Origin of the sequence: Knoellia aerolata DSM 18566 (genome assembly GCF_000768695.1) — a bacterium.
Taxonomy (GTDB): domain Bacteria; phylum Actinomycetota; class Actinomycetes; order Actinomycetales; family Dermatophilaceae; genus Knoellia; species Knoellia aerolata.
Genome location: NZ_AVPL01000011.1, coordinates 19597 through 41763 on the forward strand (window position 1 = coordinate 19597; position 22167 = coordinate 41763).

Sequence of the window (22167 nt, forward strand, 5' to 3'; positions counted from 1 at the left end):
GCGCTTCGGTTCGGGTCGTGGTGCAACGGCGCGATCAGTCGAGGTCGAACAGCGGGTCGGTCAGGGTGAGGCCCAAGTCCGGGCCGGCCCAGCCGAACAGGGCCAGCACGATCAGCGCCGCCCCGGCCAGCGCCACGTCCTTGAGGAGCTGGGTCTGTTCCATCATCCGCTGCTGAGGATCTTCGACGCCCCAGGGGCCGTGCATGATCACGGCCGTGGGAACCAGGAAGACCACCAGGAACAGGGCGCCCAGGTCGCCCCAGGCGCCCAACAGTACCATCAGTGCGCCGGCCACAATCAGCAGCCCCGTCCCGAAGACCGCGGCCGGGGCGAGCGCCTGGGGAACCCCGCGCGAGGCGGTGTACTGGGCCATCATCTTCGTCTTTGTCAGGTGCCCGAATCCCGACATCAAGAACAACATGGCGAACAGGATGCGCCCCACAAACACGACTACGTCCACGGTCAGCCACCAGACCTTCCACGTCGAGGTGCGGAGCAGCACTGAGGCGCCTGCCCCAACGGCTCATCCTAGATCAGAGAAGTACGAATAGTAAGTACTCTTCGTAAGTACCCTGGGATGAGTCCGTCCTGGCCGCGACATGACTCCAGCGAGCGTGGTTGTCTGACCGAAAGGTTCCTCGCGACGAACCGAAACGTCATGATGGACGGGTGACCGAGCAGAGCAGCACTTCCGGAGAATGGCCGCCCGGGCACTGCCTCGGCCTGCAGCAAGCACTGGAACTCATCGGTGGCAGATGGACGGGCAGCATCCTGCTCGCAGTACTCTCGGGATCTCGGCGGTTCAGCGACATCCGCGTCGCCGTTCCTGGCGTCTCGGATCGGCTGCTGTGCGACCGGCTGCGCCGGCTCGTGGCCGAGGGCCTCCTCAAGCGTCACACCACCACGGAATCGGGCCTGGTCGGCTATGCCCCGACCGAGGCGGCGCAGGCGCTCGTGCCCGCGCTCCACGCGATCTCGGACTGGACCACGCGATGGAGGGATGACACCGGGCACCAATCCGACGCCGGTAACGACCGATGAATCCACTGCCACCCTAGGTGCACCTAGGGTGGGGCCGCGTCGTTAGCGACCGCTAGGACGACTCGTCCCAGCAGAATCCGGCCCACTCCATGAGCGGTCACGCAACCCGCCGCGTCGCAGTGGCCTGCCATCCGATGCGGATGGTCGAGAAGAACCCTCACCATGGCTTCACCTGCCTCGCGAACGCGCTATCACCGTGCCGCGGCGATCCATACCCGCCTTACATACATTCGCGAATGCATGTAAGGTCTCAGTGTGCCCACCCAAGCCAGGCGACAGGAGGAACGCTCTGCAGCCACTCGTCGTGTGCTGCTGGAGGCCACCGTGGCGTGCTTGGTCGAGCTGGGCTACACCGGCACCACCAGTGCCGCGGTGGCCGAGAAGGCCGGCTTGTCACGAGGCGCACAGTTGCACCACTTCGGGACCCGAGACCAGCTGGTGGTCGCGGCGGTTGAGCATCTGGCGCAGAAGCGCCTGCGGCGGGTGCGCGCGGCGTTGGCCGCCCTGTCCCCGGCCACGACTCAAGGGGCGAAGCGGCGTCGGAGTCGGATGGAGCCGCAAGAGGCTGCGCTCGGGCTGCTGGCAGAGGCGCTTTCGGGTCCGCTGTATGCCGCCACCCTGGAACTGTGGGTGGCCGCCCGCTCACATCCCGATCTGCGAGCTCAGTTGATCCCAGCCGAGGAGCGCGTCAATGACGAGCTTGCGCAGATCTGTCGCACCTACCTCACCGACGACCCGGTCAAGATCCGACTCACCCTCGACCTCCTCCTCGGCAGGGGGGTCAGCGGCCTGCTCACCTCCCACCCAGGCCACCGCCAAGAACAGGTCCTCGCCGCCTGGGCCCAACTCCTGAGAGGCCGTCCATCCCATGACTGACCTGCCATCGATGCTTGCCACGTGGGCTGAGAAGTTCCGCCCGCACCGGGAAGGAGTCGACCTGCCGCCCCACCACGAGCAGTGCCTTGGCTGCGGACCCGACAACCCGCACGGCCATCACCTCCAAGTTCGCCGCCATGGCGACGGCGTCGTGGCCGACCACACCTTCGACAACCGGCACGTCGGCGCTCCCGGCATCGCCCACGGCGGCGCAGTCGCCACGGTCATCGACGATCTTTACGGATTCCTGCTCTACCTCGTCGGGACACCAGCCGTCACGCGCCAGTTGACGGTCGAGTATCGAACTCCAGTGATGATCGGCGTCCCCTACCGACTGCAGGCACAAGTGCAGCGCCACGAGGGGCGCAAGTTGTTCCTCGTCGCCAGCATCGCCGGGCCTGATGGGTCCGTAGTAGGAACATCAACGGCGGTGTTCGTCGCGGTGGGCATCGATCACTTCACCCGGGAACGGCAATGACCGCAAGTGTCAGGGCGAACCAAACGCTCGCCCCCTCGACAACGGACCGTGGGAGACGGCGCCTTAGGAACGTCTGGCCGGTCAGCCTACATCGACACCATGGTGATGGGTGGGAAGTGACATGACTTGGGTCGCGAAGGAACGACCTGGGTCGCGAAGGAACGACCTGGGTCGCGAAGGAACGCCGCTCCTTCGCAGCTAGTTTCCGCGATATAGATCCCGATGCGCCGACGCTCTGTGACGGGTGGACGACGCGACACCTACTCGCACATGTGGGCCAGCGCGAGCACGCGATCCTGCGCAACATCTGGGACCAGGTGACCACCAAGTCGCCGGGCGAGGAGCGCTTCATGCGGTCGCTGGTCACCAAGGCCAGCAGCCCCACGGATATGCCGCCCTGGTCGACACGTTGGAGGCAGGACAATCCCGACACTCGTTGATGGGTCGGTTCGATGAGACCTTGAAATTCCTCGAGTACGTCGTCCAGCACGAGGACCTGCGCCGCGGATCCGTCCGGTGCCGCGTCGCACGCTCCACGAGGAGGAGGTCCGGGAGCTCTGGCGCCGTGCAAGGCCGATCCTCACGAGGGCCTAGCGGAAGGCGCCCGTCGCTGTCCGGCTCGAACCGGACGACAGCGCGTTCACCGCGATCGGTAAGCACTCGAGCGGAGTCGTTTTCTCGGGCGGGCCCCTCGATCTCGACCTGCAAGCTTTCGGAAGGCGCCAGGCTGTCAATGGCCAAGTTGAAGCCCCGCTGGTGGCCAAGTAAAAGTCCCCACTCCTCGCGGTTGTTCAGTTCGTGGTGTGGCTGCCTCCTGTCCGGGTTTTGGCCTCGCGCATCCGGTAGGACTGACCGCTGGTGACCACGGTGGTGGCGTGGTGCAGTAGCCGGTCCAGGAGGCTGACGGCAGTGGTGTGTTCGGGCAGGAAGCGGCCCCAGTCCTCGAACGACCAGTGAGACGCGATCCCGAGGGCGCGGCGTTCGTAGGCGGCCGCGACGAGCCGGAACAGCAGTTGCGCGCCGGTGTCGTCCAGGGGTGCGAAGCCGACCTCGCCCACCTATGCGGACATCCGCATAGATCGACCTAGGCCGACACCGCGACTATGCCGAGGGGTCGCGGGGCCGGGGGTCGGCAGCGTGACGGGCCAGGCGTCCTCTGGCCTGGAGGCCCAACAGGTATCGGCATAGTTTCCAGCGGGTGGAGCCTCGGTAGTGGGTAGCACCGTGCTCCACGAAGGAGGCGAGTGCAATGGCGACTACCCGGCGCAACGCTGGCGTTTTGGCCCCGCAGGTCGAGGGCTACCCGGATTGGCCCTTGGGCCGGGGATACACCCCGCAGAGCATTCGGAACATGCTCAAGGATCTGGGTCAGGTTGGGCTGTGGCTCTCTGTCCAGGGTTTGGCGGCATCACAACTCGACGCGGACCAGATGGAGTTGTTCCTGGCTGAGCGGCGCAGGGTTGGCCTCGAAGGGTTCCTGGGGCCCGCGCGATGCTGCCGATGTTGAGCTCTCTGCGACAGATCGGTCTCGTCGAAGAGGTGCAGCCTTCGCTGACGCCGTTGGGCGAGCTGCTCACCCTGTACCGGGCCTGGCTGGTGCAGGAGCGAGGTCTGGCTCCGTCCACAGTTCTGCGCTGCGAGAACACCGCTCGGCGCTTTCTGCAGCAACAGGCCATGGTCCAGGGAGTCCTGGAGCCAACTGTCCTGACCGGAGTGGACGTCAACTCGTTCCTGCTACGCGAGTGCGCCCGGTCAGTACCGGCTCGGCCAAGGGGCGCGTCGGCGAGCTGCGCCCAGTGCTGCGCTTTCTGTACCTGCGGGGCCTCACGCCGTTTGCGGCTGGGAACCGCGGTCCCGCCGGTCGGCGGGTGGCGTTTGGCGACCCTGCCTCCGCCCGCGATGGCCAACGACGCGATCCAACGCCTGCTGGAGGGTTGCGACCGCGGCACCGACGTCGGGGTCCGCGACTTCGCGATCATCATCCTCCTCGCCCGGCTGGGGCTGCGCTCGATCGAGGTCGCACGGCTGGAACTGCATGAGGTGGACTGGCGGGGCGGAGAGCTCGTCGTGCCCGGCAAGGGCGGAGGCCGCGACCGGCTCCCGTTACCGGCCGAGGTCGGCGAAGCCCTCGTGGCGTACTTGACCGGTGATCGAGGGTCCCGCACCGGCTCCGGCCATACCCGCCTGTTCCTGACCTGTCGGGCCCCGCGCCAGCCGATTCGCGCCGATCTCGTCGGTGACGTCGTCGAGCGGGCCTGCCTACGGGCCGGGCTGCCACGCGTAGGTCCACATCGACTCCGGCACGCCCTGGCCGCCGAACTTCTGAGCCAAGGTGCAGGCCTGGTCGCGGCGACGGGTTCTGTCGCCCAAGGTGAGCCGCAAGGCGTCGTGAGCGACCAGGTGCGGGTCGTGACCTACGCGAGGGTCTCGACCGCCGAGCAGGTCGAGAAGGGCACCTCGCTGCCCGACCAGCGGCGCCGGCTGGCTGCAGCAGTCACAGCCCGAGCCGCGGTCCTGGTTGAGCACTTCGACGATGCTGGTGTCTCAGGCGCGCTTCACTCCCGACCGGGCCTGGACAGGCTCCTGGCCAGAGTCGAGGCCGGCGGTGTGGATGCCCTCATGGCCACCAAGATCGACCGAATCTCACGCTCGGCGGTCGGCCTGCTCAACCTTGTCGAGAAACTGCGTGAACACGGATGTCATGTCGTCCTGATCGACGAAGGCCTCGACACCTCCACTCCAGCCGGTGATCTGACGTTTGGCGTGTTGGGTGTAATTGGCGGGTGGGAGCGGCGCCGCATATCGGAACGCACACAGCAGAGCCGCCGCGCTGCCGCCCAAAATGAAGGACGATTCGTTTCATCGACGCCACCCTTCGGATATCGAGTCGTGTCAGCGCCATCCAAGCGAGGTAAACGCTTGGTGACAGACGACGCGCAAGCGGAGACTATCCGGACCATTCCAACGACTGATCGTGGACGGCTCGAACGCAGTTACCGTTGCGGCAGAACTGAATTCGGCGGGTATGGCGCCAGCGCGTGCGTCTTCCTGGTCCGCTGCCTCTCTGCGTCGCTGGGCCCTGAGGGAACAGCCTCTTCGAGCGGCCTCCGGAATCTGGATCTTCGATGGCATCTCCGTCTCCATCCCAGCGATCCTCACCCCGGCGCAGTCAGCGCAATGGTCAGCCTGGCAACAGGCCCGCACAGGGCCGCAACAACAGCCCCGAGGTCCCTACCTGCTGTCAGGTGTTCTGCGGATGCCGTGCGGGCACGGGGCCATGGGGCGAACCGCAGGAACCCAACGCCCGACCTACTCCTGCCGGGACCACTACCTTTCCACCACAGACCCCCACCGGCACGGATCCTGCCTCAACGTCCCCGTCGACGTCGTCGACGGAGCCGTCCTGCAACACGTCAGACACGTCCTCGCCACGCCGCAGGTACTCGAACACGCCGCCAAACGCTACCTCCTGGGCCCAACCGGGCCAACCCCACCGGTGTCATCGCCGGCTGGAAGAACATCCTCAACGTCCTGACGATGGCCAACGGCGACCGCCTGGTCATCAACTGAGCCAAGCCAGTTACACAGAATTCCTGACAGGCCCCGACGGATCCCGCGGGATCTACGGCTGTTGACCGGAGGCAGGGCTTAACGTTCACACCCCCGCTGGTTGGGCACCAAAGCCCTGCTGGGCGCGCGTCGTTCATGGCTGCGACCGTTCATGCGCTCTTGGGATGTCTGGGGGGCCTCGCCTGCTCGGTCGAGGATTGCCGCAGCACGGGCGGCAGACGTGCTGGTGTCGACGACTCGCTGCCCTTGCTGCTTGAGGGCACCTCTGATCGGGTCTGGCAGGGAGATTTGCCGGTTGCCGACGACGTCGTTGGCGTCGACGGCGGCCTCGATCGGGTCGGCACTGTTTTGTGGTCGGTGTGAGTCCAGTTCGGTGGACATGGTCAATGCTGCCCGCGCCCCGATAGAGAGGGTGGTGTCGCCGGTGGCCGCGAGCAGGCCGTGTGCCAGGTCGACTGAAGCTGAGATGGTCTGTTGGAGCGTTTGGGCGATATCCACGAGGTCTGCCCGGGTCGCGATTGTCGTAACGCTGGCAGGGCCGGTGCGGTCGTGGACGAGCTCGAGGAGCGCAGCCCTGGTCTCGTGAGTGGCCCCTACGAGATTTGGGTCGATGCGCTGCGCGCTCAGCGGCGTGAGGTTCCCCCAGGTGGTGGCCACGTTCCCCCAGCTGGCCTGGGCGGCCTCCAGTGCGGGAGAGAGTCGTCCCTTGAACTGGTCCTTGTCGATGGCTCCGGCTTCCGCGGCGGCGTGAAGCAGCCTTTGGGCGGCCATCAGCACCCAGGCGTGAGTTTGGGTGATCGCCATCAGATTGGCACCACTGATGGAGGTGGCCAGGGTGCGATGCGTCTGTATCTCCCATGTCGCCAGTGCGTTGCTAACACGGTTGGGTTCCGGGGTGGACCGGTGCTCATCACGCAGTGCTGCGGGATAGGTGCGGGACACGTAGGAGCCGGCGATCGCCTCGAACGAGGCGAGGCGGTCGCGCGCAGCCCGCACAGGGGTCAGCGGGAAGGTGGCTCGGCCGGCCAAGCGGCCGTCCTGCAGTGCGCGCAGGTCCTGACCGAGGGCCACGTGCACACCGTGTGCGCCGATGTACAGCGTGTGCATCAGCCTGGCCTTTGCCGCCTCCAGGTCTGCCTGGACCGGTGCCCGCGTGAGGGTCACATCCGACCGGTATCGCTGCACGAGTTCCGCGGCCCGGATGAGATTGCCTGAGATGGTGAGGAGCCGCTCGTCGGCCGGGCCTTCACCAGGCCACTCGCGTCCGCGGCTATTCCTCAGCAACGTGGAGTTCATGCTCTGGAGACGGCCCATCAGTGCGTCTTCGGCGTTGGTTGGGGCCGCGACCATGGGGTCTGCGCCGCCAGGGAGCGTCTCCCAGAGCTCGCCAGCACTCTCGACGACCTCGCCCCAGGTACGCAGCATCGCGCGCCCATCCATCCGTGCCGGGTTCGTGAGGACATCTCGTGCCAAGAACTCAGAATCCAGGAGAAGTTCACCGACCGTGCGGTGATCGCCCTGAGTCATCCGTGTTCTCGGATCAGGTCGCAGATCGCGACGATCAGCTGAGAAGTCCCCGGTGGGAACTGATCGATGGGCACGATCCGGGTGACGGCTTCGGCCGACCGCACAAGTTCGATCGGCGTGGCATGACCAGGGACTGACTCGTCGACGTCGGCGTCCGCCGGCAGCAGCTCGAGCGCCTGGCTCACCGCAAGTTGTGCCCCGAGACCGAGTGCGCCCATGGGGAGGTCGTGCCGCGCAGAGGCGAGGGCGTGTGCCCGCGTCGAAGCGCAGCTGAGCAGCTGGACCACCTCCTCGAGGGCACGGCGACTGCTCAGTTCTGTGATCGTGCTGGAGTTCATTGCGTCCTTCTTCCTCGACGTGTGCGTTCGGCAACGCCTATTCACCTACGCCCATGGCCGTCGCCGCGAGTACCAGTCGGAGGCCTGTGGATGACGGGAGCGGCATGTCGGACGTGGGGATAACACTGGGCTGATCACGAACGCCGGCCAGCGATGTGCCAGCGGTCAGAGCACGACAGAGTCGAACATGTCGCACTAGTGCATTTACCGAGAGAGGTGGTCCAGGTGAGTCGATCCGTCCTGAAGGTGGCCGCGTTCGCGCCAGCCGTGGTGGCGAGCACGCTGCTGACCGTGGCCTTCGCTCCGCTTCTGCCGCCGTTGGCAGGGTGGGTCCTGTTTGTCGGTGGGCTGCTAGCCATGACCGCGTTGAGTTGCGGGCCGGGGGAGGACTTCGCCATCCGGGCGTTGTTCCGCGGCCGGCGCCTCACGACAGGAGAGGAACGGCTCCTTGCCCCGGCCGTGAGATTGCTGTGTCAGCGGGGGTTGTGCCCGCCGGTGACACGACTTTGGGTTCGGGACTCTGTTCACCCGATCTCCAGCGGGGGGGTGGGGCGGCGCTCTGTGATCGTCTCCGGTGGTCTGATCGCGGCTGTGCGCGACGGCCAGCTGCCTTCGGACCAGGCGGCCGCTGTCATCGCCCACGCGGCGGGGACCGTTCGCGCCGGAGTCGTTCGCTGTGACGCGGCCCTGAAGTTCTGGACGGTGCCGTGGCAACTCGTCAGGAACGTGGGCGTAGGCGCTGCTCGGTGGTTTGCGTGGATCCCGCTGGCTGGACTTGCGTGGCGGTTGCGGTTCATCGTCGGCGGCATCGCGCTCGTACAGGGCCTCATCGACGGACGGCCTGCGGCGATCGCCGCGGGCATCGGCGCCGGCCTTGTGGTCGCCCTCAGCTACCTCACGCCCAGGCTCGCAGCATCATGGGCAACCGCGGTCTCCGAGGCAGGGGACCACGAGGTGGATCGTGCCGGTCTGGGTGAGCCACTCGCCGCCTACCTGCGCCGGTGCCCGAGGTCACCCGAGACCTTCGAGCGGATCCACCGCCTGAGTGGGGCCGCACCTGCATCGCGCCCATCTCTTGCAGCGGTGTCCCTGTGATCCGGGTGCTCGATCTGACCCCACGCCTATCCACCCAGAGCGCACCCAGGCGAGATAGCTAGGGACCGCTAAAGGACGGTCCTTAGCGTCAGCGGGACGGCGCTGCAGAGGTCGTGCCGATCGCCTCCAGCGTTCAGCTGGTACTCCTGCTCGCACGACGAGAGCCCTTGCTCGAGGTGAAGGAAAGGGCAGCCCAGCGCCTCCTGCGCGGCATGGAGGAATCGCCTGAGCATGCGACTCTGGCGGCGACGCTCCCCGCCTACGGCAGCCCGCACGCCAAGCCGCGAACTCAACCCGCCCCATCGCCCGTTCAAGCGCAGACAGGGCGATCTGACCCAGACCTATGGCCACTCTGATCATCACGCAGAGTCTTCGAAGACTGCCCGCACTTTCCTCTTCCCCTGAGCTTCGTCGGCACGCATGCCGACCCTCGAACCTGTGTCCGACGTCCCTGACGCCCCGCTCAAGGCCGGTCCTGCCTCGGACGTCAAGACTGGCGATGATGTCGACGTCGTGCCATCCGCGCCGGCCAGCGACGTCGAGTACGTTCACGACCCCGCGCTCGACCGGCCGTGACGCGCCTGTTCCACCTCGAGCGCGACGTCGACGTCTCCGGGATCTTTGGCACAGGCGCTGTCGCTGACGGTGCCGTCTTCCGGGACGGCACCACTGTCATCCGGTGGCGTGGCGAGCGCCAGTCCACCGTCGTCTGGCCCTCCGTCGAGGACGTCGAAGCCATCCATGTCCAGGGCGGTGCGACGCGCATCGTTTGGGATTGGCGTGACGATCGCCGGCCACGAGATCGACCTCGCACGGCGCGGCCTGGTCGAGGTCGTCCTCTCGCTCGCCGTCGTCGTGCTCCTCGTGCTTGCCCACGGTTTGTGGCGGCTTGGAGATCGGCTCTCGGCCTGATGTTTCGGCCTCGCCCTGTGGGGCAGAACCCCGTGACGCACGGGAATCGACGGAGCGCGCCTCGGTTCCCGTGCGGAGGCTTGACTCCAACAGCGTGGGTTAGGGGACGGGTCGTGCCAATAGGGCGGTGCACGACCTGTTCGCTGCCGTGGAGCGGCCGGGCCCGACCACCCAGGCGTCCGAACGCCCCCGCCACACGTACGGTCCCCTGGGGCCGTGTGGTGACAGAGGCGATCGTCTCAACATGGGCAGAACTCCCTCCACCCAACAGTGCATGGTCCACCGGTTCACCTCAGCCCGCAACCGCTGGGCGACCTCTCGGACTGACCCGCACGGCATACGAACGCCCCCACGTCTTCGAGGTGGGGGCGTTCCGGCGTATGGCGAGCGCTTCGCTATACGACCCACTGGGCGGTCTCGCGAGGGAGGATGCCCATGTCGTTCACGACAAGGTTGTCGCTGAAGACTGCGTACTCCCTGCCGATGTGCTGGACCTGTGCGGTGTGGGCGATGTTGAACGAGGCGCAGCGCAGGTCGGGGTACAGCTCGTCAGTGATGCGGCCGTCGCAGTCGTAGGTGAGCAGCCACCGGAACTGGCTCGCTCGAAGTTGCAAGGCCAGATCGCGATGGTCCGCGTAACTAAGCTTGTCGAGGTAGAGCTGGTCCCCCTGAACGATGTACGGAGGATCCACGTAGACGAGGACCGGATCGGGGTCGTCAGCGATCTGGTTGAGGAACACCCGGGCGTCGAGCTGGGTCACGCGCACGCGGTCACGGAATGCCCCGAGGTAGCGCACACGTTTCGCGAGTTCCACCGCGTTGAACCGTGCGTCCAACTTCCACTGTCCACTCTGGTCGATACCGCCGATCGGACGGGCGCCGATGATGCCAGATCGGTTGCACCGGTTGAGGAAGAAGGCGGCGAACCCAAGCTCGAGGTCGGTGCGCCCCTCAGGTGAGAGGTAGACGGCGCGGTGCCGGCGCCATGCGGTCATGGTGACCTTGCAGTCCGTGATCTTGCGGGCGAAGCGGTCCGTGTCGAAGAACACGGAGCGCCAGAATGCCGCGATGCCGGGGTCGAGGTCGTTGATCCGGATCTCTTGCACGTCGGAGTCGACGAGGAGCCGGAGTGCGGCTCCGGCCCCGCCGGCGAAGGGCTCGGCGTAGACCGTCGGACGTGGTGTCTGTGCTCGCATCAGGTTGGCCAAGAAGGGAGCCATCCGACCCTTGCCACCGGGGTACCGGAGGGGACTGAAGAAACCCTGCCCAGGTCGCGGTGGGACTGGGCCTCTGGTCGTCATGGGTGCATCGTTGCAGGAATCACCGACAGTGGCCACCGACAAATCGGCGTGTCAGGCATCGCCCTTTGCCTCACCGATGGCGCGGTTCAGATCAGTGAGCAGCACGGAGTACGTGTCGGAGATGGTGCGCATGTTCGGAGCGCTGGGCTGGTATGTCGAGCTGTGCAGGAACGCGTTCAGGGTGACCGTGTTGATGAGGCTGTCCCTCTGGTTGAGCTGTTGACGAAGGTCGAGGTATCGCGCCGCCTTCATGGTCGGGTCCAGTTGCCGGAGCGCATTGTTGACGTAGGCCCTGAGCTTCGGGTCCCTCTCCGGCGGCAGCGGCCATTGGCAGACGTCGTGGGCCTCCATGACCGCGAGCTCTATGACCATCCGGATCAGGGCAGCGGCACTGTTGGGGTACCGGTTGAGCGGGATCTTCTGGACCTCGTTCAGGATGTGGCGCAGGCGGGTCGAGCCGTGGTTGAGCTTCGCACCGAGGAACAGCTTCATAGGTGGTGGCTTGGGATCCGGTTCAGAATCGGCTTCATCCTCTGCGCCGCTGTCGGAGTCAGCGTCATCGTTCTCATCGCCAGACTCCTCGAGTCCCGTCCCCTCGTCGACCGGATCCTCATTGGTGTCGAGGTCATCGTCAGGGTCGGCGTCCACTTCATCGGCCCCAGCGGTTCGAGTCCGCAGCTCGTTGATGTAGCGCTCCCGGTCGCCCTTGCGCTTGAGTTCCGTCACCGTGAGGGACCGCTCGGAACGGAAGTCCTCCAGCACCAGAGAGAGCCGAGCAAGGACGCGCTCGCTGCTGTCGGTGGGCGTGAAGACGTCACCCTTGATGTCGAAGCCGCAGTAGACGCGGAAGTCTGGGTCCCCGGCGAGTCGGCCGAAGGTGGTGAACTTGCTCTCGGCGACCTCTTCAAGGAGGTCGGCGAGATGCTGGTTGGCGCCGGCTTCGCTCTTGGCGTCTAGCCAGTCGAGGGTGACGAGGGCCACTCGCTCTTGGTGTCCTGGCGAGGTGGCATTGCGTGTTCGTTGCATGGCGCTCCACCGAACGACGCCAACACCGTCCATCTCGCCGCCGTGTCGGCGGTCGCGGAGTGGTCGTGCCTCGTCTCGCGATGAGACCTCGAAGCACCGCACCCTCTTTGGTGTATGAGTCGCGTCGTTCGCTGCTGCTTCAAACCTCGGCCGCATGGTGACGTCTGAGCAGAGTTGCGGCTTGTTGAGGAGGCGCAGGGCAGTTAGGCGGCGGTTGCCCTCGAGGACCACGTACTTCTTGCCGTCGTCGCTCTTCACCACGATCAGGCGATCGATCGGACTCAGTCCATTCGCCGCGATGTCCTTGGCCAGGGCCAGCATCTTTGACGGGCCGCGGCGGATCATCTCCTTCAGGGCGGCATCCTGATTGGTCACCGCCCGGTGGCGAGGGTTCTGCTCGTCCAGAAGCAACTTGCTCAGCGGCAGCGTGATGTCCCCCATGTTCGGATCCTGCCATAGGGAAGGTGACGCCACCCGACGTTGCAGGAACTTCGCGGACCACGACCCCTGACGACGACGGTTACCCTCACCCCATGCTCGAGTACGCCCTGATGGACTACGACCCCGTCACGGATGGCGACGAGGCCGACTGGGCACGTGAGCTCGACGCGAACGGCTGGCGCACCTGGCACGGCACGGGCGTCTGGGTCGAGGTCAACGGGCGCCGGGTTCGGCGCTGGAGCGTCCGCCGGCGCAAGCCCGCCAAGGCGTAGGGCGGGCCTTCCTGTTCCACCCCGCCGACGCGAGGACTGGGTGACCACGGCCCTACCTCGAGCATGCCCATGCTGTCGATCTGGCTCGATCGCCAGCGCGAGATCTGTGGACAACCCGGCGCTTCCTGGGCGCCTGTGGACAACGGCGAGAACCGCCCATGACCGCGCCCGCTGATTGCGCCGGTTCACCAGAGGCAGCCACTCCCCGCGACGGTAACGATCTTGGCCCGCCAGCGCTCGACGACGTCTCTGTCAGCAGTCGCAGCCGCGAGGCGGGCCAATTCCTTGTCATCGAGCCTGCGAGCACTCAAGACCGTTGTCCCGTTTCCTAGGGCTCGTCCGAGGGACGTTCCACGCGCGCGACCGCTTCCGTCGCGTCCTGGCCGACCCGTCGAAGTCGTGCAGCTTCAGTGCGCGAGAGGTCCGGACCGCACCAGTCCACGGCTTCGTTGAGCGTGAGTCGCTCGTGGTCGACCAACTTGCGCAGAGCGTCGCTGGCCTGTCGTTCCCAGATGCTCACCTGGTGATCCCGTTCGGCCAGGGCGACCATCACCGTCACCCCAAGAGCACTGAGCCGCCTCTCGCGATGCTCCCGCTTAACCCGCATTGACTTCTGCGCGCTCAGCGCTGCCTGCCGCGCCGCCTGACGCACTGACTGATCACCTTTTGTCTGACCCATCCCTGCCGCCACCTCCGTGAATCGACTGTCATCAACACACCTAAGCCCTCACGCCACGTTCAGCGTTCACGCCCTCTTCAACGCCCTCACTCAGCCCACCACGAGTCCTAGGCAACTCCCCCCACGAGCACCACGTACCCACCCTGAAAACCGAAATCTCATGTGCCACACACCTCATGCATTCCCGGTGCTTTCAGTTTCAATTACTGACCGCCAGAAGGTGCCTGGCGGGCTTTTCTAGGTGTGACGATGTCCATGCACAAGCTGACTGCCGGGAGCGGGTACGACTACCTGACCCGACAGGTAGCCGCGCAGGACGTGACCGAGAAGGGTCACACGGGCTTGGCCAGCTACTACGCCGAGAAGGGCCAAACCCCGGGTGTCTGGATGGGCTCGGGGCTGATCGGCATCGATGGGATCCAGGCCGGTGACGTCGTCACGGCTGAGCAGATGCAGGCGCTCTTCGGTTCCGGTCACCACCCGCTCGCACAAGAGCGAGCCGCGGCGCTTTCCGGCCCGGATCTGACCGACCGGGACCACGCGGCGGCGACCCGGCTCGGCGCTCCGTACAAGGTCTACTCCAGTGATGTTTCGACGTTTCGGCTCGAGGTCGCCAAGCGCATCGCAGACTTCGCGTCCGAGTTGGGTCACCCTTCGGACTACCCGATTCCCACCGACGATCGTGCCCGGATCCGCACTGAGGTCGCGGTTGAGTTCTTCCGTGCGCAGTACGGTCGCGATCCCGAAGACTCCCGGGAGATCGCCGCCACCATTGCTAAACACTCGAGGCCGCGAACCACTGCCGTCGCCGGCTACGACCTGACCTTCAGTCCGGTGAAGAGCGTGAGCACCTTATGGGCGATCGCCGACCCCTCGGTCGCGGCCCGGATCGAGCGCGCGCACCAGACTGCGGTCAAGGACGCTCTGACGTACTTGGAGTCGCACGCGCTCTACACCCGCACGGGAACCAACGGTGTGCGCCAGGTCGACGTCAACGGCTTGGTGGCCACCGCCTTCACGCACCGTGACAGCCGGGCCGGGGATCCCGATCTGCACACCCATGTCGCCGTCGCCAACAAGGTCCAGACCGACGACGGTCGGTGGCTCGCGATCGACGGTCGGGTGCTGTTCAAGGCCAACGTCACCGCGTCTGAGACGTACAACACCGCGCTGGAGAAGCACCTCACTGCCGATCTGGGACTGCGCTTCGAGGAGCGCCCAAACGAGGACTCCCGTAAGCGACCGGTGCGTGAAATCGTTGGCGTCGATTCGCGCTTGAACGAGCAGTGGTCAGCCCGACGGGCAAGTATCCAGCTGCGCCGCGGCGAGCTGGCTGAAGAGTTCCAGCGAACGCATGGAAGGCCTCCGACACCGGTCGAGTCAATCCAGCTGGCGCAACGCGCAACGCTTGAGACGCGCGATGCGAAGAAGGCGCCACGCACCCTCGATGAGCAGCGCACCTCGTGGCACTCTCAGGCAGCTGAGGTGTTAGGCGGTTCGGCCAGCGTCGAGGCCATGGTGAGGTCCGCGCTCTCCCCCACTCAGGCTCCCCGTCGCCTCGTCACTGCGTCGTGGATGGCGACCACCGCGGAGGAGATCACCGCCACGATTGAGGCTCGTCGAAGCACCTGGCAGGTCTGGCATGTGCGCGCCGAGGCCCAGCGTCAAGTGCGGTCCATGGACCTGCCGGCTGCGGACGTTGAGCGGGTTGTCGACCTCCTTGTGGGGGAGGTTCTGGAAGCCCGCTCTGTGCGTCTGACTGCTCCTTCCGATGGGATCCAAGAGCCCTCCCGTCTACGCAGGCGAGACGCCTCGAGCATGTACACCGTCTACGGGGCTGAGCAGTACACGTCGAGTCGAGTACTCGCCGCCGAGGAGCGCCTCGTTGCAGCCGCCGGGGTGCGCGTTGGGCGCATCGCCACGAGTGAGGCGGTCGATTTGGCCCTTCTGGAATCGACGGCGAACGGCATCACGTTCAACGCCGGCCAAGCAGCTTTGGTACGCGGCATGGCCACCTCTGGTGCTCGACTCCAGCTGGCGATAGCGCCCGCCGGCGCGGGCAAAACCACGGCGATGCGCGCCTTGGCTGCGGCTTGGTGCAATGACGGTGGCACGATCCTGGGGCTTGCCCCGTCCGCGGCGGCCGCCGCCGTGCTGCGCGACCAGCTCGACAGCAGCACTGACACACTCGCCAAGCTGGTTTGGTCCGTAAGTCACGGCGATCTGCCGGAGTGGGCCTCCTCGATCGACAGCCAGACCCTCGTCGTGATCGACGAGGCAGGCATGGCCGACACCCTCACTCTTGACGCTGCGGTGCAGTTCATCACCGAGCGTGGCGGCGCAGTCCGCCTGATCGGCGACGATCAACAGCTCGCGGCCATCGGCGCCGGTGGTGTCCTGCGCGACCTGGACACCACTCACGGCGCACTGCGACTGACCGAGCTGATGCGCTTTTCTGACCCGGCTGAGGGCGCCGCTTCCCTGTCGCTGCGCGATGGGGAAACCGAGTCGCTCGGGTACTACCTCGATCACGACCGCGTCCATGTCGGTGACCTCGCCACCATGACCGAGGACGTGTTCTCCGCCTGGCAGAGCGACCGCTCCAAGGGCCTAGACGCCATCATGCTGGCACCCACTCGCGAGCTCGTTTCTGAACTCAACCGTCGTGCCCGAACCCACCGCCTCGAAGGCGGCCTCGCCGGCCACGAGGTGCAACTGGCCGATGGCAACGCTGCCTCTGTTGGCGATCTCATCCTCACCCGCGCGAACAACCGCCAGCTCCGTATGACCGCCTCGGACTGGGTCAAAAATGGCGACCGCTGGACGGTCCTCAAGGTCGAAACCAGTGGCGACCTAAGCGTTCAACACACCCAGAACGGTCGCATCGTCACGCTTCCCGATGCCTACGTGCGGACCTCTACGGAACTCGGCTACGCCACCACGGTCCACGCCGCCCAAGGCGTCTCGGTCGACGCCATGCACGGTCTTGCCACTGGCGACGAGTCCCGCCAACAGCTGTACACGATGATGACCCGCGGACGTCTCGCCAACCACATCTACCTCGAAGTGGTCGGCGACGGGGACCCGCACAATGCCATCCGTCCGGACAACCTCGTCCCGTCCACCGCGACCGACATCCTCGAGAGCGTCCTAGCTCGGGACGACTCCCCATCTTCAGCGTCAACGATCCTGCGTGAGCAGCAGGACCCGCGAATCTTGTTGGGACAGGCCGCCGCTCGCTATTCAGACGCGCTCTACTTCGCGGCCGAAATCACGCTCGGTACCGACGCCGTCGCGATCTTGGAGACCGAGGCCGCGAGCATCGTGCCGGGCCTCACCGAGCGCCCGGCTTGGCCGACTCTGCGGGCGCATCTCATCCTTTTGGGCGCGCACGACGTGGACCCAGTCGCCGCCCTGCGCGAAGCTGCGACGAATCGGGAACTGGATTCGGCCGCAGATCCGGCCGCCGTTTTGGATTGGCGCCTTGACGACTCCGGCCTGCGCCACGCCGGTGAAGGCCCCCTTCCGTGGATGCCCGGCATCCCCTCCGCACTGCGGCAACACCCGACGTGGGGTGAATACCTCGCCGCTCGAGGCTCGCTGGTTGAAGACCTCGCGGAGAGCGTGCGCCAAGCAGCAGCGGCGGGCCCTGCACCGTCGTGGGCCCGTCAAGGCCAGGTCCTCCCCGCCCCCAAGGTCCTTGGTGACGTTGAGGTGTGGAGGGCTGCGATGCAGGTTGCCGAAAGGGACCACCGACCCACCGGGGCGCCACAACTTCAAAAGAGTGCGGCCATGTGGCAGAGGCGCCAGCTCGCGGCACTCACCGGGACACGGACTCCTGCGATGCAGGAGTGGGGTCCCGTCCTCGAGCGGGTCGCGCCCTCTGTCCGTTACGACGACTACCTTCCGGTTCTGGCGGAACGACTGGCTGGCATGTCGCAGGCCGGCCTGGACGCCCGCGGTCTGCTGCGGAGCGCCCTAGGCGAGGGCACCCTGCCGGACGACCACTCGGCCGCTGCGATCTGGTGGCGGATCAACCGCCGAATCGGCCCGGCCGTCCTCCACGAGGTCGACCAGACCCTGTCGACGACTTGGCAGCCACGACTCGTCGAGATCCTCGGCGGCGAACGGGCACTGCACTTGCAGCGGGACAGTATGTGGCCGGCGATGGTGACATCGATAGACCACGCTCTCCAGCGCGGGTGGCGAATTGAAGACCTGTTGGCCGGTACTCAGGACGCTGATGACTGTCAGACCCTGGTGTGGAAAATCTCGGTACTCACCGACCCTGTCACCCCGGAGGAGTTCGCCGGTACCGACGAAAGCGCGCTCGAAGACCTTCCTCCGGAAGACATGTGGGACGGAGTGGACGCCCCCGTCGACGCCCCGACCAACTCGGAATGGCACGACTTCATCCATGGCACCTCGCGGCCCGGCAACGACGGTGACTTCGAGTCACTTGAACCTGTCGACGCTGTGGATCTCAACGCAGATACAGGCCTCCAACTGGCCGCCATGATGCGGGAGCACATGGGTCCGCTGGACCCGACCGACGAGCAGGTAAACACGATGGTCAGCCGGGCCGCCGAGTGGGACGGCAGCCCCGTCACACGCGAACGCATGGTGGAGCTCAACCAAATGGCCCAGAACTTCTTCGCACAAGAATTCGCAACCAGTTGGGCCGCCGACTACCTCGCGGAGCGGTTCGGCCAGGACCTGACAAACCACCCCGAGTTCGCGCCCGGGCACGCTCCGGCAGGATGGGCCGCCCTCGTGACGCACCTACGCGAGCGAGGTGTCACCGACGAAGAGATGGTGTGCACCGGCTTGGCCACGGTTGCCCGCACCGGCCGACTGATCGACCGCTTCCGCGATCGGGCGACGTTCCCGATCGTGCACAACGGCGAGATCCTCGGATTCGTGGCCCGACGCCACCCCGACCGTAGCGACCAGGACAACGCAGGACCCAAGTACCTCAACACGTCCGACACCCCGCTCTTCCACAAGGGCGCACAGCTGTTCGGCGCCGGGTTCTCACTTCAAGATGCCGACATCACCCCCGTCCTGGTTGAGGGGCCCATGGACGCGATCGCCGTCACTCTGGCAAGCGGTGGAAGTCGCGTTGGACTGGCGCCTCTCGGCACATCCCTCACGGAGGACCAAGCTGCGGAACTGGCCCTGCTCGGGCGAGATCCCATCGTGGCAACCGATGGTGACATCGCCGGCCGAGTGGCAGCGGAACGGGACTACTGGCTGCTGGCCCAGCACGGCTTGGCTCCAACCGTGGCTTCCTTCGCGGAGGGCTCTGACCCTGCCGACGTCCTGACGCGTTATGGCCACCGAGTGCTCGTCGACGCCCTCGACCAAGCCAAGCCGTTGGGTGAGGCATTGCTCGATGAACGCCTGACCAACCTCACTGGCGATGAGGCCCTCGACCAGGCCTCCCAGGTGCTTGCGGCACAGCCCGGTTCACAGTGGGACCTAGGTGCGCAGCGCGTCGCGACTCACCTGTCCCTCCCCGAAGGCGTTGTCCGTGGGCAACTGCGCACGGCTGTCGAGCAGTGGAACCGAGACCCACGCAAGATCGCCCAAGCACGAGTCGCGGACGTGCGAGCCGTCCGTGACCGCCTCACGGCCTCGTCGCTGCAGTCTCCCCAGGAACGGTGGATGGCCACAGCGCACGAGCTGGATCCCCGTCTGCCGATCGCGAAGGACTGGCCAGCTCTGGCAAGCATGCTCGAGCAAGCTCATCGAGAGGGTCACGACGTGCCAGAGTTGACCCGCAAGCTGGTTGACGGCGAACCGCTTGGAGACCACCCGGCACAGGATCTGCGCTTCAGGCTGGCAGCGCACCTCCCGCCCCCCGCCGACGCCCCGATCACACCTTCCCCCACGGCCAGCACGGGTGCCGCGCATGACCGTCGCCAGGTGACACACCCAAGCGCCTCCGCCAATCGACCCCGCCGGTGACCGGCATCGATTGGGAACAACTCTGAAATGCCAATGACTTTTTCCTAGGTCCCGAACCGGCACCCTCCCGCGCCCCCAATATGTCGGCATCCCATGGCGCATCGCAGGTGTATCGCAGCGGCTTCGCATGGTTGCTTCTCATTGTCTGGTACGAAACGCTGATCGGATCGTAAGCGCCTCGAAACGATCCGGCAGTGGATGTGCATACACTCAGCGCCATGACCACCTCCGACTCCAGCTCTGTCGCTACCTACGACGAAGCCCGCGCCGAGGTCCTGCGCCTGACCGGCAGGAACTACGGGATCGTGCGGCACCTCTTCGTCCAGCACCCCCGCGGATCCGCGGTGCGCCCCAGCACTCTCGGGACGCTCGTCAACAAGCGCAAGCACCGCGCCCTGCTGCTCTACCTGTTGCTCCTCACGATCTGGCCCATGCTCGAAAAGCGAAGAGAGCCGTTCGAAGGCGCACTGTGGGCGCGCCTGCTCTCCACCGAAAAGGGCACCGCGTGGACCACCAGCGACATCTCCAAGGCCTGGACCGATCTCGAAGGGCTCGGGCTGATCGATCGCACCCGGGAGGGTCGCGCTGTCCGCGTCACCCCACGTCGGGAAGACGGCAAGTCCAAGTGGACTGCGCCTGGCCAAGTCGGCAAGGACCGAAAGGAAACGTACTTCTCGCTCCCCGGCGCCTTCTGGACCAGTGGGCTCTTTGCCGATCTGAAGCTGCCGGGGCTCGCCGTCCTGCTCATCGTGGCAGCGGAGACGAGCAAGGGCGACGAGGTCTGGCTGAGCTACGAGCGAGCCGCTGAGTGGTATGGGCTCTCGGCAGCCAGTTTCAAGAACGGCACGCGCGATCTGGAGGAGTGGGGGCTGCTGACCAGACGCCCGGAAACCATCAAGGCGCCGCTCAGCCCTACCGGATCCACGACGAAGTGGTGGTACTCGCTCAACGGCGCCTACTCATCGGCTGCACGTGCAGCCGCCCAGGATCTGGCCCGCAAGGAGCGGGAGGTGCGCACCAAGAAGCAGGCAGCGACCAAGAAGCGGACGAAGTCACTGGCGCCGAAGACCCGAGGTCGCGCACCCGCCTCACCTGCACGCCAGGGTCGATCTGCCAAGTGAGCAGCCAGGAACCGTCAGCCCGTCACCTGTCGTGACTGGGGCATCCAACAGATTTCCGGAACACCGAGGAGGTGAAGAAGAGATGATCGCGAAGGAGATCAGCCGCACCATCCGGGCGGCCTTGCACGGATGGCCCGAAACGGTGCGGCTGATCGCACTCATCAGCGTCCTGACCGCGTCATTCGTCGTGGTGGGACGACTTACCTAGCCCACGATAGGAGGTGGGGGTCCCGGGCACCAGACCCGGGCACCCCCACCCCAGACCAAAAAATGGCGGCCAGCGTGCGGAACGAAACGCGAACTGGGCGCCGTAACCCTAGGTATGACCACCATGGCTGAAGCACCCCACGACCCTGACCTTGACGGTGTCCTGCAGCGCCCGGAACTGACCACTCCCGATCTCTATCCGGCACTGAACAAGATCTCTGCCGGCTTCATCTTCAAGGCCACCCTCAGCACAGCCAACCCAGATGTGCCCGAATACATCTCCGTGACGAAGCGAGGCGTCAAAGACCGGCTGGCGATGGCCCAGTGGAACATGCACTGGGAGGCAGCTCAATACCGAAAATACCTGTTCGACGAAGAAGACCTTCCCGCTTGGATGAGCAAGATCGTCGAGCAGGGTGAACGCAACATCTGCTTCGTCCCCCGCACCCGCACCAGGTACTACGAGCTCGCCCCGCTCTACCACCTCCTCCCCAAAGACACGCTGATCCGCCACGGCCTCCCGGTCCTGTCGCGCGGCCTGTGGCCACACCTCATGGGAGGCGACGTCGACAGAGTCCTACCCGACGACACCCAAGCCCGCCTCAGCCAAGCTTGGGCCAGGACCACCTGGCGACACTTGATGCCCGGCTCTCGAATGTTGGGGTTCACCAAGGACGACCCGATCCGGCTCTTGGCGCATAACCTCGACTACTGGATCCCACCGGCAACCGAAGTCATCCAAGCTCGTCTGCGCGAACTACCCCAAGGCGGCGGCCACAAGCCCATGGACGAACCCGCCGTCCTCACGGACGGAACCGTTCTTGAGGGAGCGCGGATGACCCACCCCAGGATGGGCTCAAACATCTGGGTCGGCGAAGAAGACGCAGCGCAGGCGACCAAAGAGATCGTCGACGCAGCCGACTCCACCGGGAACTTGCGAGGGATCCTCGATGCTGTCCGTTCACACCGGGTTGAAGACGACTTCTCCCACCACTGGACCTACGCGAAGGAGGACTTCGAGCGCAAGATCCACCGCAAGCGCTCCAAGGTAAAAGTGACCTTTGTCGAGCTGACGCAGGCGCCCCCCATCCACGGCCCCGAATCAGAGGTCATAGGCAACATCGTCTGCAACGACTTCATGGCCCTACTCGACCCGCAGGACCAGCGCATCGTCATCCTTCTCAGCAGCGGAGTCACCAAACTCCACGAGGTCGCCTCCACCTTGGGTTACGCCAACCACAGTCCCGTCAGCAAGCGTCTCGCCCGGATCCGGCAACTCGCCACCCAGATGCTGTCGGAGTGAGCGCCGCAGG

Annotated in this window: 19 protein-coding genes and 1 pseudogene; 13 read left to right on the plus strand and 7 right to left on the minus strand. The window is 65.9% G+C overall.

The window, feature by feature from the left end; genetic code table 11:
* Positions 1-34: 34 nt before the first annotated feature.
* On the minus strand, positions 35-502 hold the full coding sequence (locus N801_RS06340) for a DoxX family protein (protein ID WP_245618250.1): 468 nt from the start codon (positions 500-502) through the stop codon (positions 35-37).
* A gap of 167 nt (positions 503-669) precedes the next feature.
* Here N801_RS06340 and N801_RS06345 point away from each other — a divergent pair, with 167 nt between their 5' ends.
* From N801_RS06345 to N801_RS20095, 4 genes are all read left to right on the plus strand, one after another.
* Positions 670-1041, plus strand: a complete 372-nt coding sequence (locus N801_RS06345; RefSeq protein WP_052112679.1) for a winged helix-turn-helix transcriptional regulator — start codon at positions 670-672, stop codon at positions 1039-1041.
* 306 nt (positions 1042-1347) lie between these two features.
* Complete coding sequence (locus N801_RS06350; RefSeq protein WP_052112680.1) at positions 1348-1917, plus strand: TetR/AcrR family transcriptional regulator; 570 nt, start codon at positions 1348-1350, stop codon at positions 1915-1917.
* Positions 1910-2395 (plus strand): PaaI family thioesterase, encoded by a 486-nt coding sequence (locus N801_RS06355; RefSeq protein ID WP_035935032.1) that lies wholly within the window; start codon positions 1910-1912, stop codon positions 2393-2395. The genes N801_RS06350 and N801_RS06355 overlap by 8 nt, the downstream gene beginning before the upstream one ends.
* A gap of 146 nt (positions 2396-2541) precedes the next feature.
* Positions 2542-2835, plus strand: coding sequence for a maleylpyruvate isomerase N-terminal domain-containing protein (locus N801_RS20095; protein ID WP_084108366.1), 294 nt, complete (start codon positions 2542-2544; stop codon positions 2833-2835).
* Positions 2836-3186: 351 nt separating this feature from the next.
* On the opposite strand, the gene N801_RS20595 is transcribed toward N801_RS20095, so the two are convergent.
* Positions 3187-3453, minus strand: a complete 267-nt coding sequence (locus N801_RS20595; RefSeq protein ID WP_035935035.1) for an ATP-binding protein — start codon at positions 3451-3453, stop codon at positions 3187-3189.
* A gap of 841 nt (positions 3454-4294) precedes the next feature.
* On the opposite strand from N801_RS20595, the gene N801_RS20105 reads away from it, so the two are divergent.
* Entirely contained in the window at positions 4295-5965 is a 1671-nt protein-coding gene (locus N801_RS20105) for a recombinase family protein (protein ID WP_169744217.1), read from the plus strand.
* 78 nt (positions 5966-6043) lie between these two features.
* On the opposite strand, the gene N801_RS06380 is transcribed toward N801_RS20105, so the two are convergent.
* Both N801_RS06380 and N801_RS06385 read right to left on the minus strand, forming a co-directional pair.
* Positions 6044-7492 (minus strand): hypothetical protein, encoded by a 1449-nt coding sequence (locus N801_RS06380; RefSeq protein WP_156996524.1) that lies wholly within the window; start codon positions 7490-7492, stop codon positions 6044-6046.
* A complete protein-coding gene (locus N801_RS06385) occupies positions 7489-7830 on the minus strand; it encodes a hypothetical protein (RefSeq protein WP_035935050.1) in 342 nt (113 codons plus the stop codon). The genes N801_RS06380 and N801_RS06385 overlap by 4 nt, the downstream gene beginning before the upstream one ends.
* 225 nt (positions 7831-8055) lie before the next feature.
* On the opposite strand from N801_RS06385, the gene N801_RS06390 reads away from it, so the two are divergent.
* The 3 genes and pseudogenes from N801_RS06390 (at position 8056) to N801_RS21730 (ending at position 9837) form a co-directional block, all read left to right on the plus strand.
* Complete coding sequence (locus N801_RS06390) at positions 8056-8925, plus strand: hypothetical protein (protein WP_035935053.1); 870 nt, start codon at positions 8056-8058, stop codon at positions 8923-8925.
* Between the two features lie 572 nt (positions 8926-9497).
* Positions 9498-9638: pseudogene (locus tag N801_RS22060) on the plus strand (hypothetical protein); the annotation flags it as partial.
* Between the two features lie 67 nt (positions 9639-9705).
* Positions 9706-9837 (plus strand): hypothetical protein, encoded by a 132-nt coding sequence (locus N801_RS21730; RefSeq protein WP_281175673.1) that lies wholly within the window; start codon positions 9706-9708, stop codon positions 9835-9837.
* Positions 9838-10232: 395 nt separating this feature from the next.
* Here N801_RS21730 and N801_RS06400 read toward each other — a convergent pair whose 3' ends face one another.
* Together N801_RS06400 and N801_RS06405 are read right to left on the minus strand one after the other, a co-directional pair.
* On the minus strand, positions 10233-11138 hold the full coding sequence (locus N801_RS06400) for a DNA adenine methylase (protein WP_052112682.1): 906 nt from the start codon (positions 11136-11138) through the stop codon (positions 10233-10235).
* Between the two features lie 51 nt (positions 11139-11189).
* The gene (locus N801_RS06405; RefSeq protein ID WP_035935056.1) at positions 11190-12605 is read right to left on the minus strand and encodes a ParB N-terminal domain-containing protein; all 1416 of its coding nucleotides are present in this window, start codon (positions 12603-12605) and stop codon (positions 11190-11192) included.
* Between the two features lie 92 nt (positions 12606-12697).
* Here N801_RS06405 and N801_RS06410 point away from each other — a divergent pair, with 92 nt between their 5' ends.
* Positions 12698-12877, plus strand: a complete 180-nt coding sequence (locus N801_RS06410) for a hypothetical protein (RefSeq protein ID WP_035935059.1) — start codon at positions 12698-12700, stop codon at positions 12875-12877.
* 328 nt (positions 12878-13205) lie between these two features.
* On the opposite strand, the gene N801_RS06415 is transcribed toward N801_RS06410, so the two are convergent.
* Complete coding sequence (locus tag N801_RS06415; RefSeq protein ID WP_035935061.1) at positions 13206-13529, minus strand: hypothetical protein; 324 nt, start codon at positions 13527-13529, stop codon at positions 13206-13208.
* 276 nt (positions 13530-13805) lie between these two features.
* Here N801_RS06415 and mobF point away from each other — a divergent pair, with 276 nt between their 5' ends.
* The 4 genes from mobF (at position 13806) to N801_RS06430 (ending at position 22157) form a co-directional block, all read left to right on the plus strand.
* The gene (gene mobF, locus N801_RS06420; protein ID WP_052112695.1) at positions 13806-19526 is read left to right on the plus strand and encodes a MobF family relaxase; all 5721 of its coding nucleotides are present in this window, start codon (positions 13806-13808) and stop codon (positions 19524-19526) included.
* A 218-nt stretch (positions 19527-19744) separates the two neighbouring features.
* Positions 19745-20647, plus strand: a complete 903-nt coding sequence (locus N801_RS06425; RefSeq protein ID WP_052112683.1) for a hypothetical protein — start codon at positions 19745-19747, stop codon at positions 20645-20647.
* An 82-nt stretch (positions 20648-20729) separates the two neighbouring features.
* The gene (locus N801_RS21735) at positions 20730-20855 is read left to right on the plus strand and encodes a hypothetical protein (RefSeq protein WP_281175674.1); all 126 of its coding nucleotides are present in this window, start codon (positions 20730-20732) and stop codon (positions 20853-20855) included.
* A gap of 114 nt (positions 20856-20969) precedes the next feature.
* The gene (locus N801_RS06430) at positions 20970-22157 is read left to right on the plus strand and encodes a hypothetical protein (protein ID WP_035935064.1); all 1188 of its coding nucleotides are present in this window, start codon (positions 20970-20972) and stop codon (positions 22155-22157) included.
* Positions 22158-22167 lie beyond the last annotated feature (10 nt).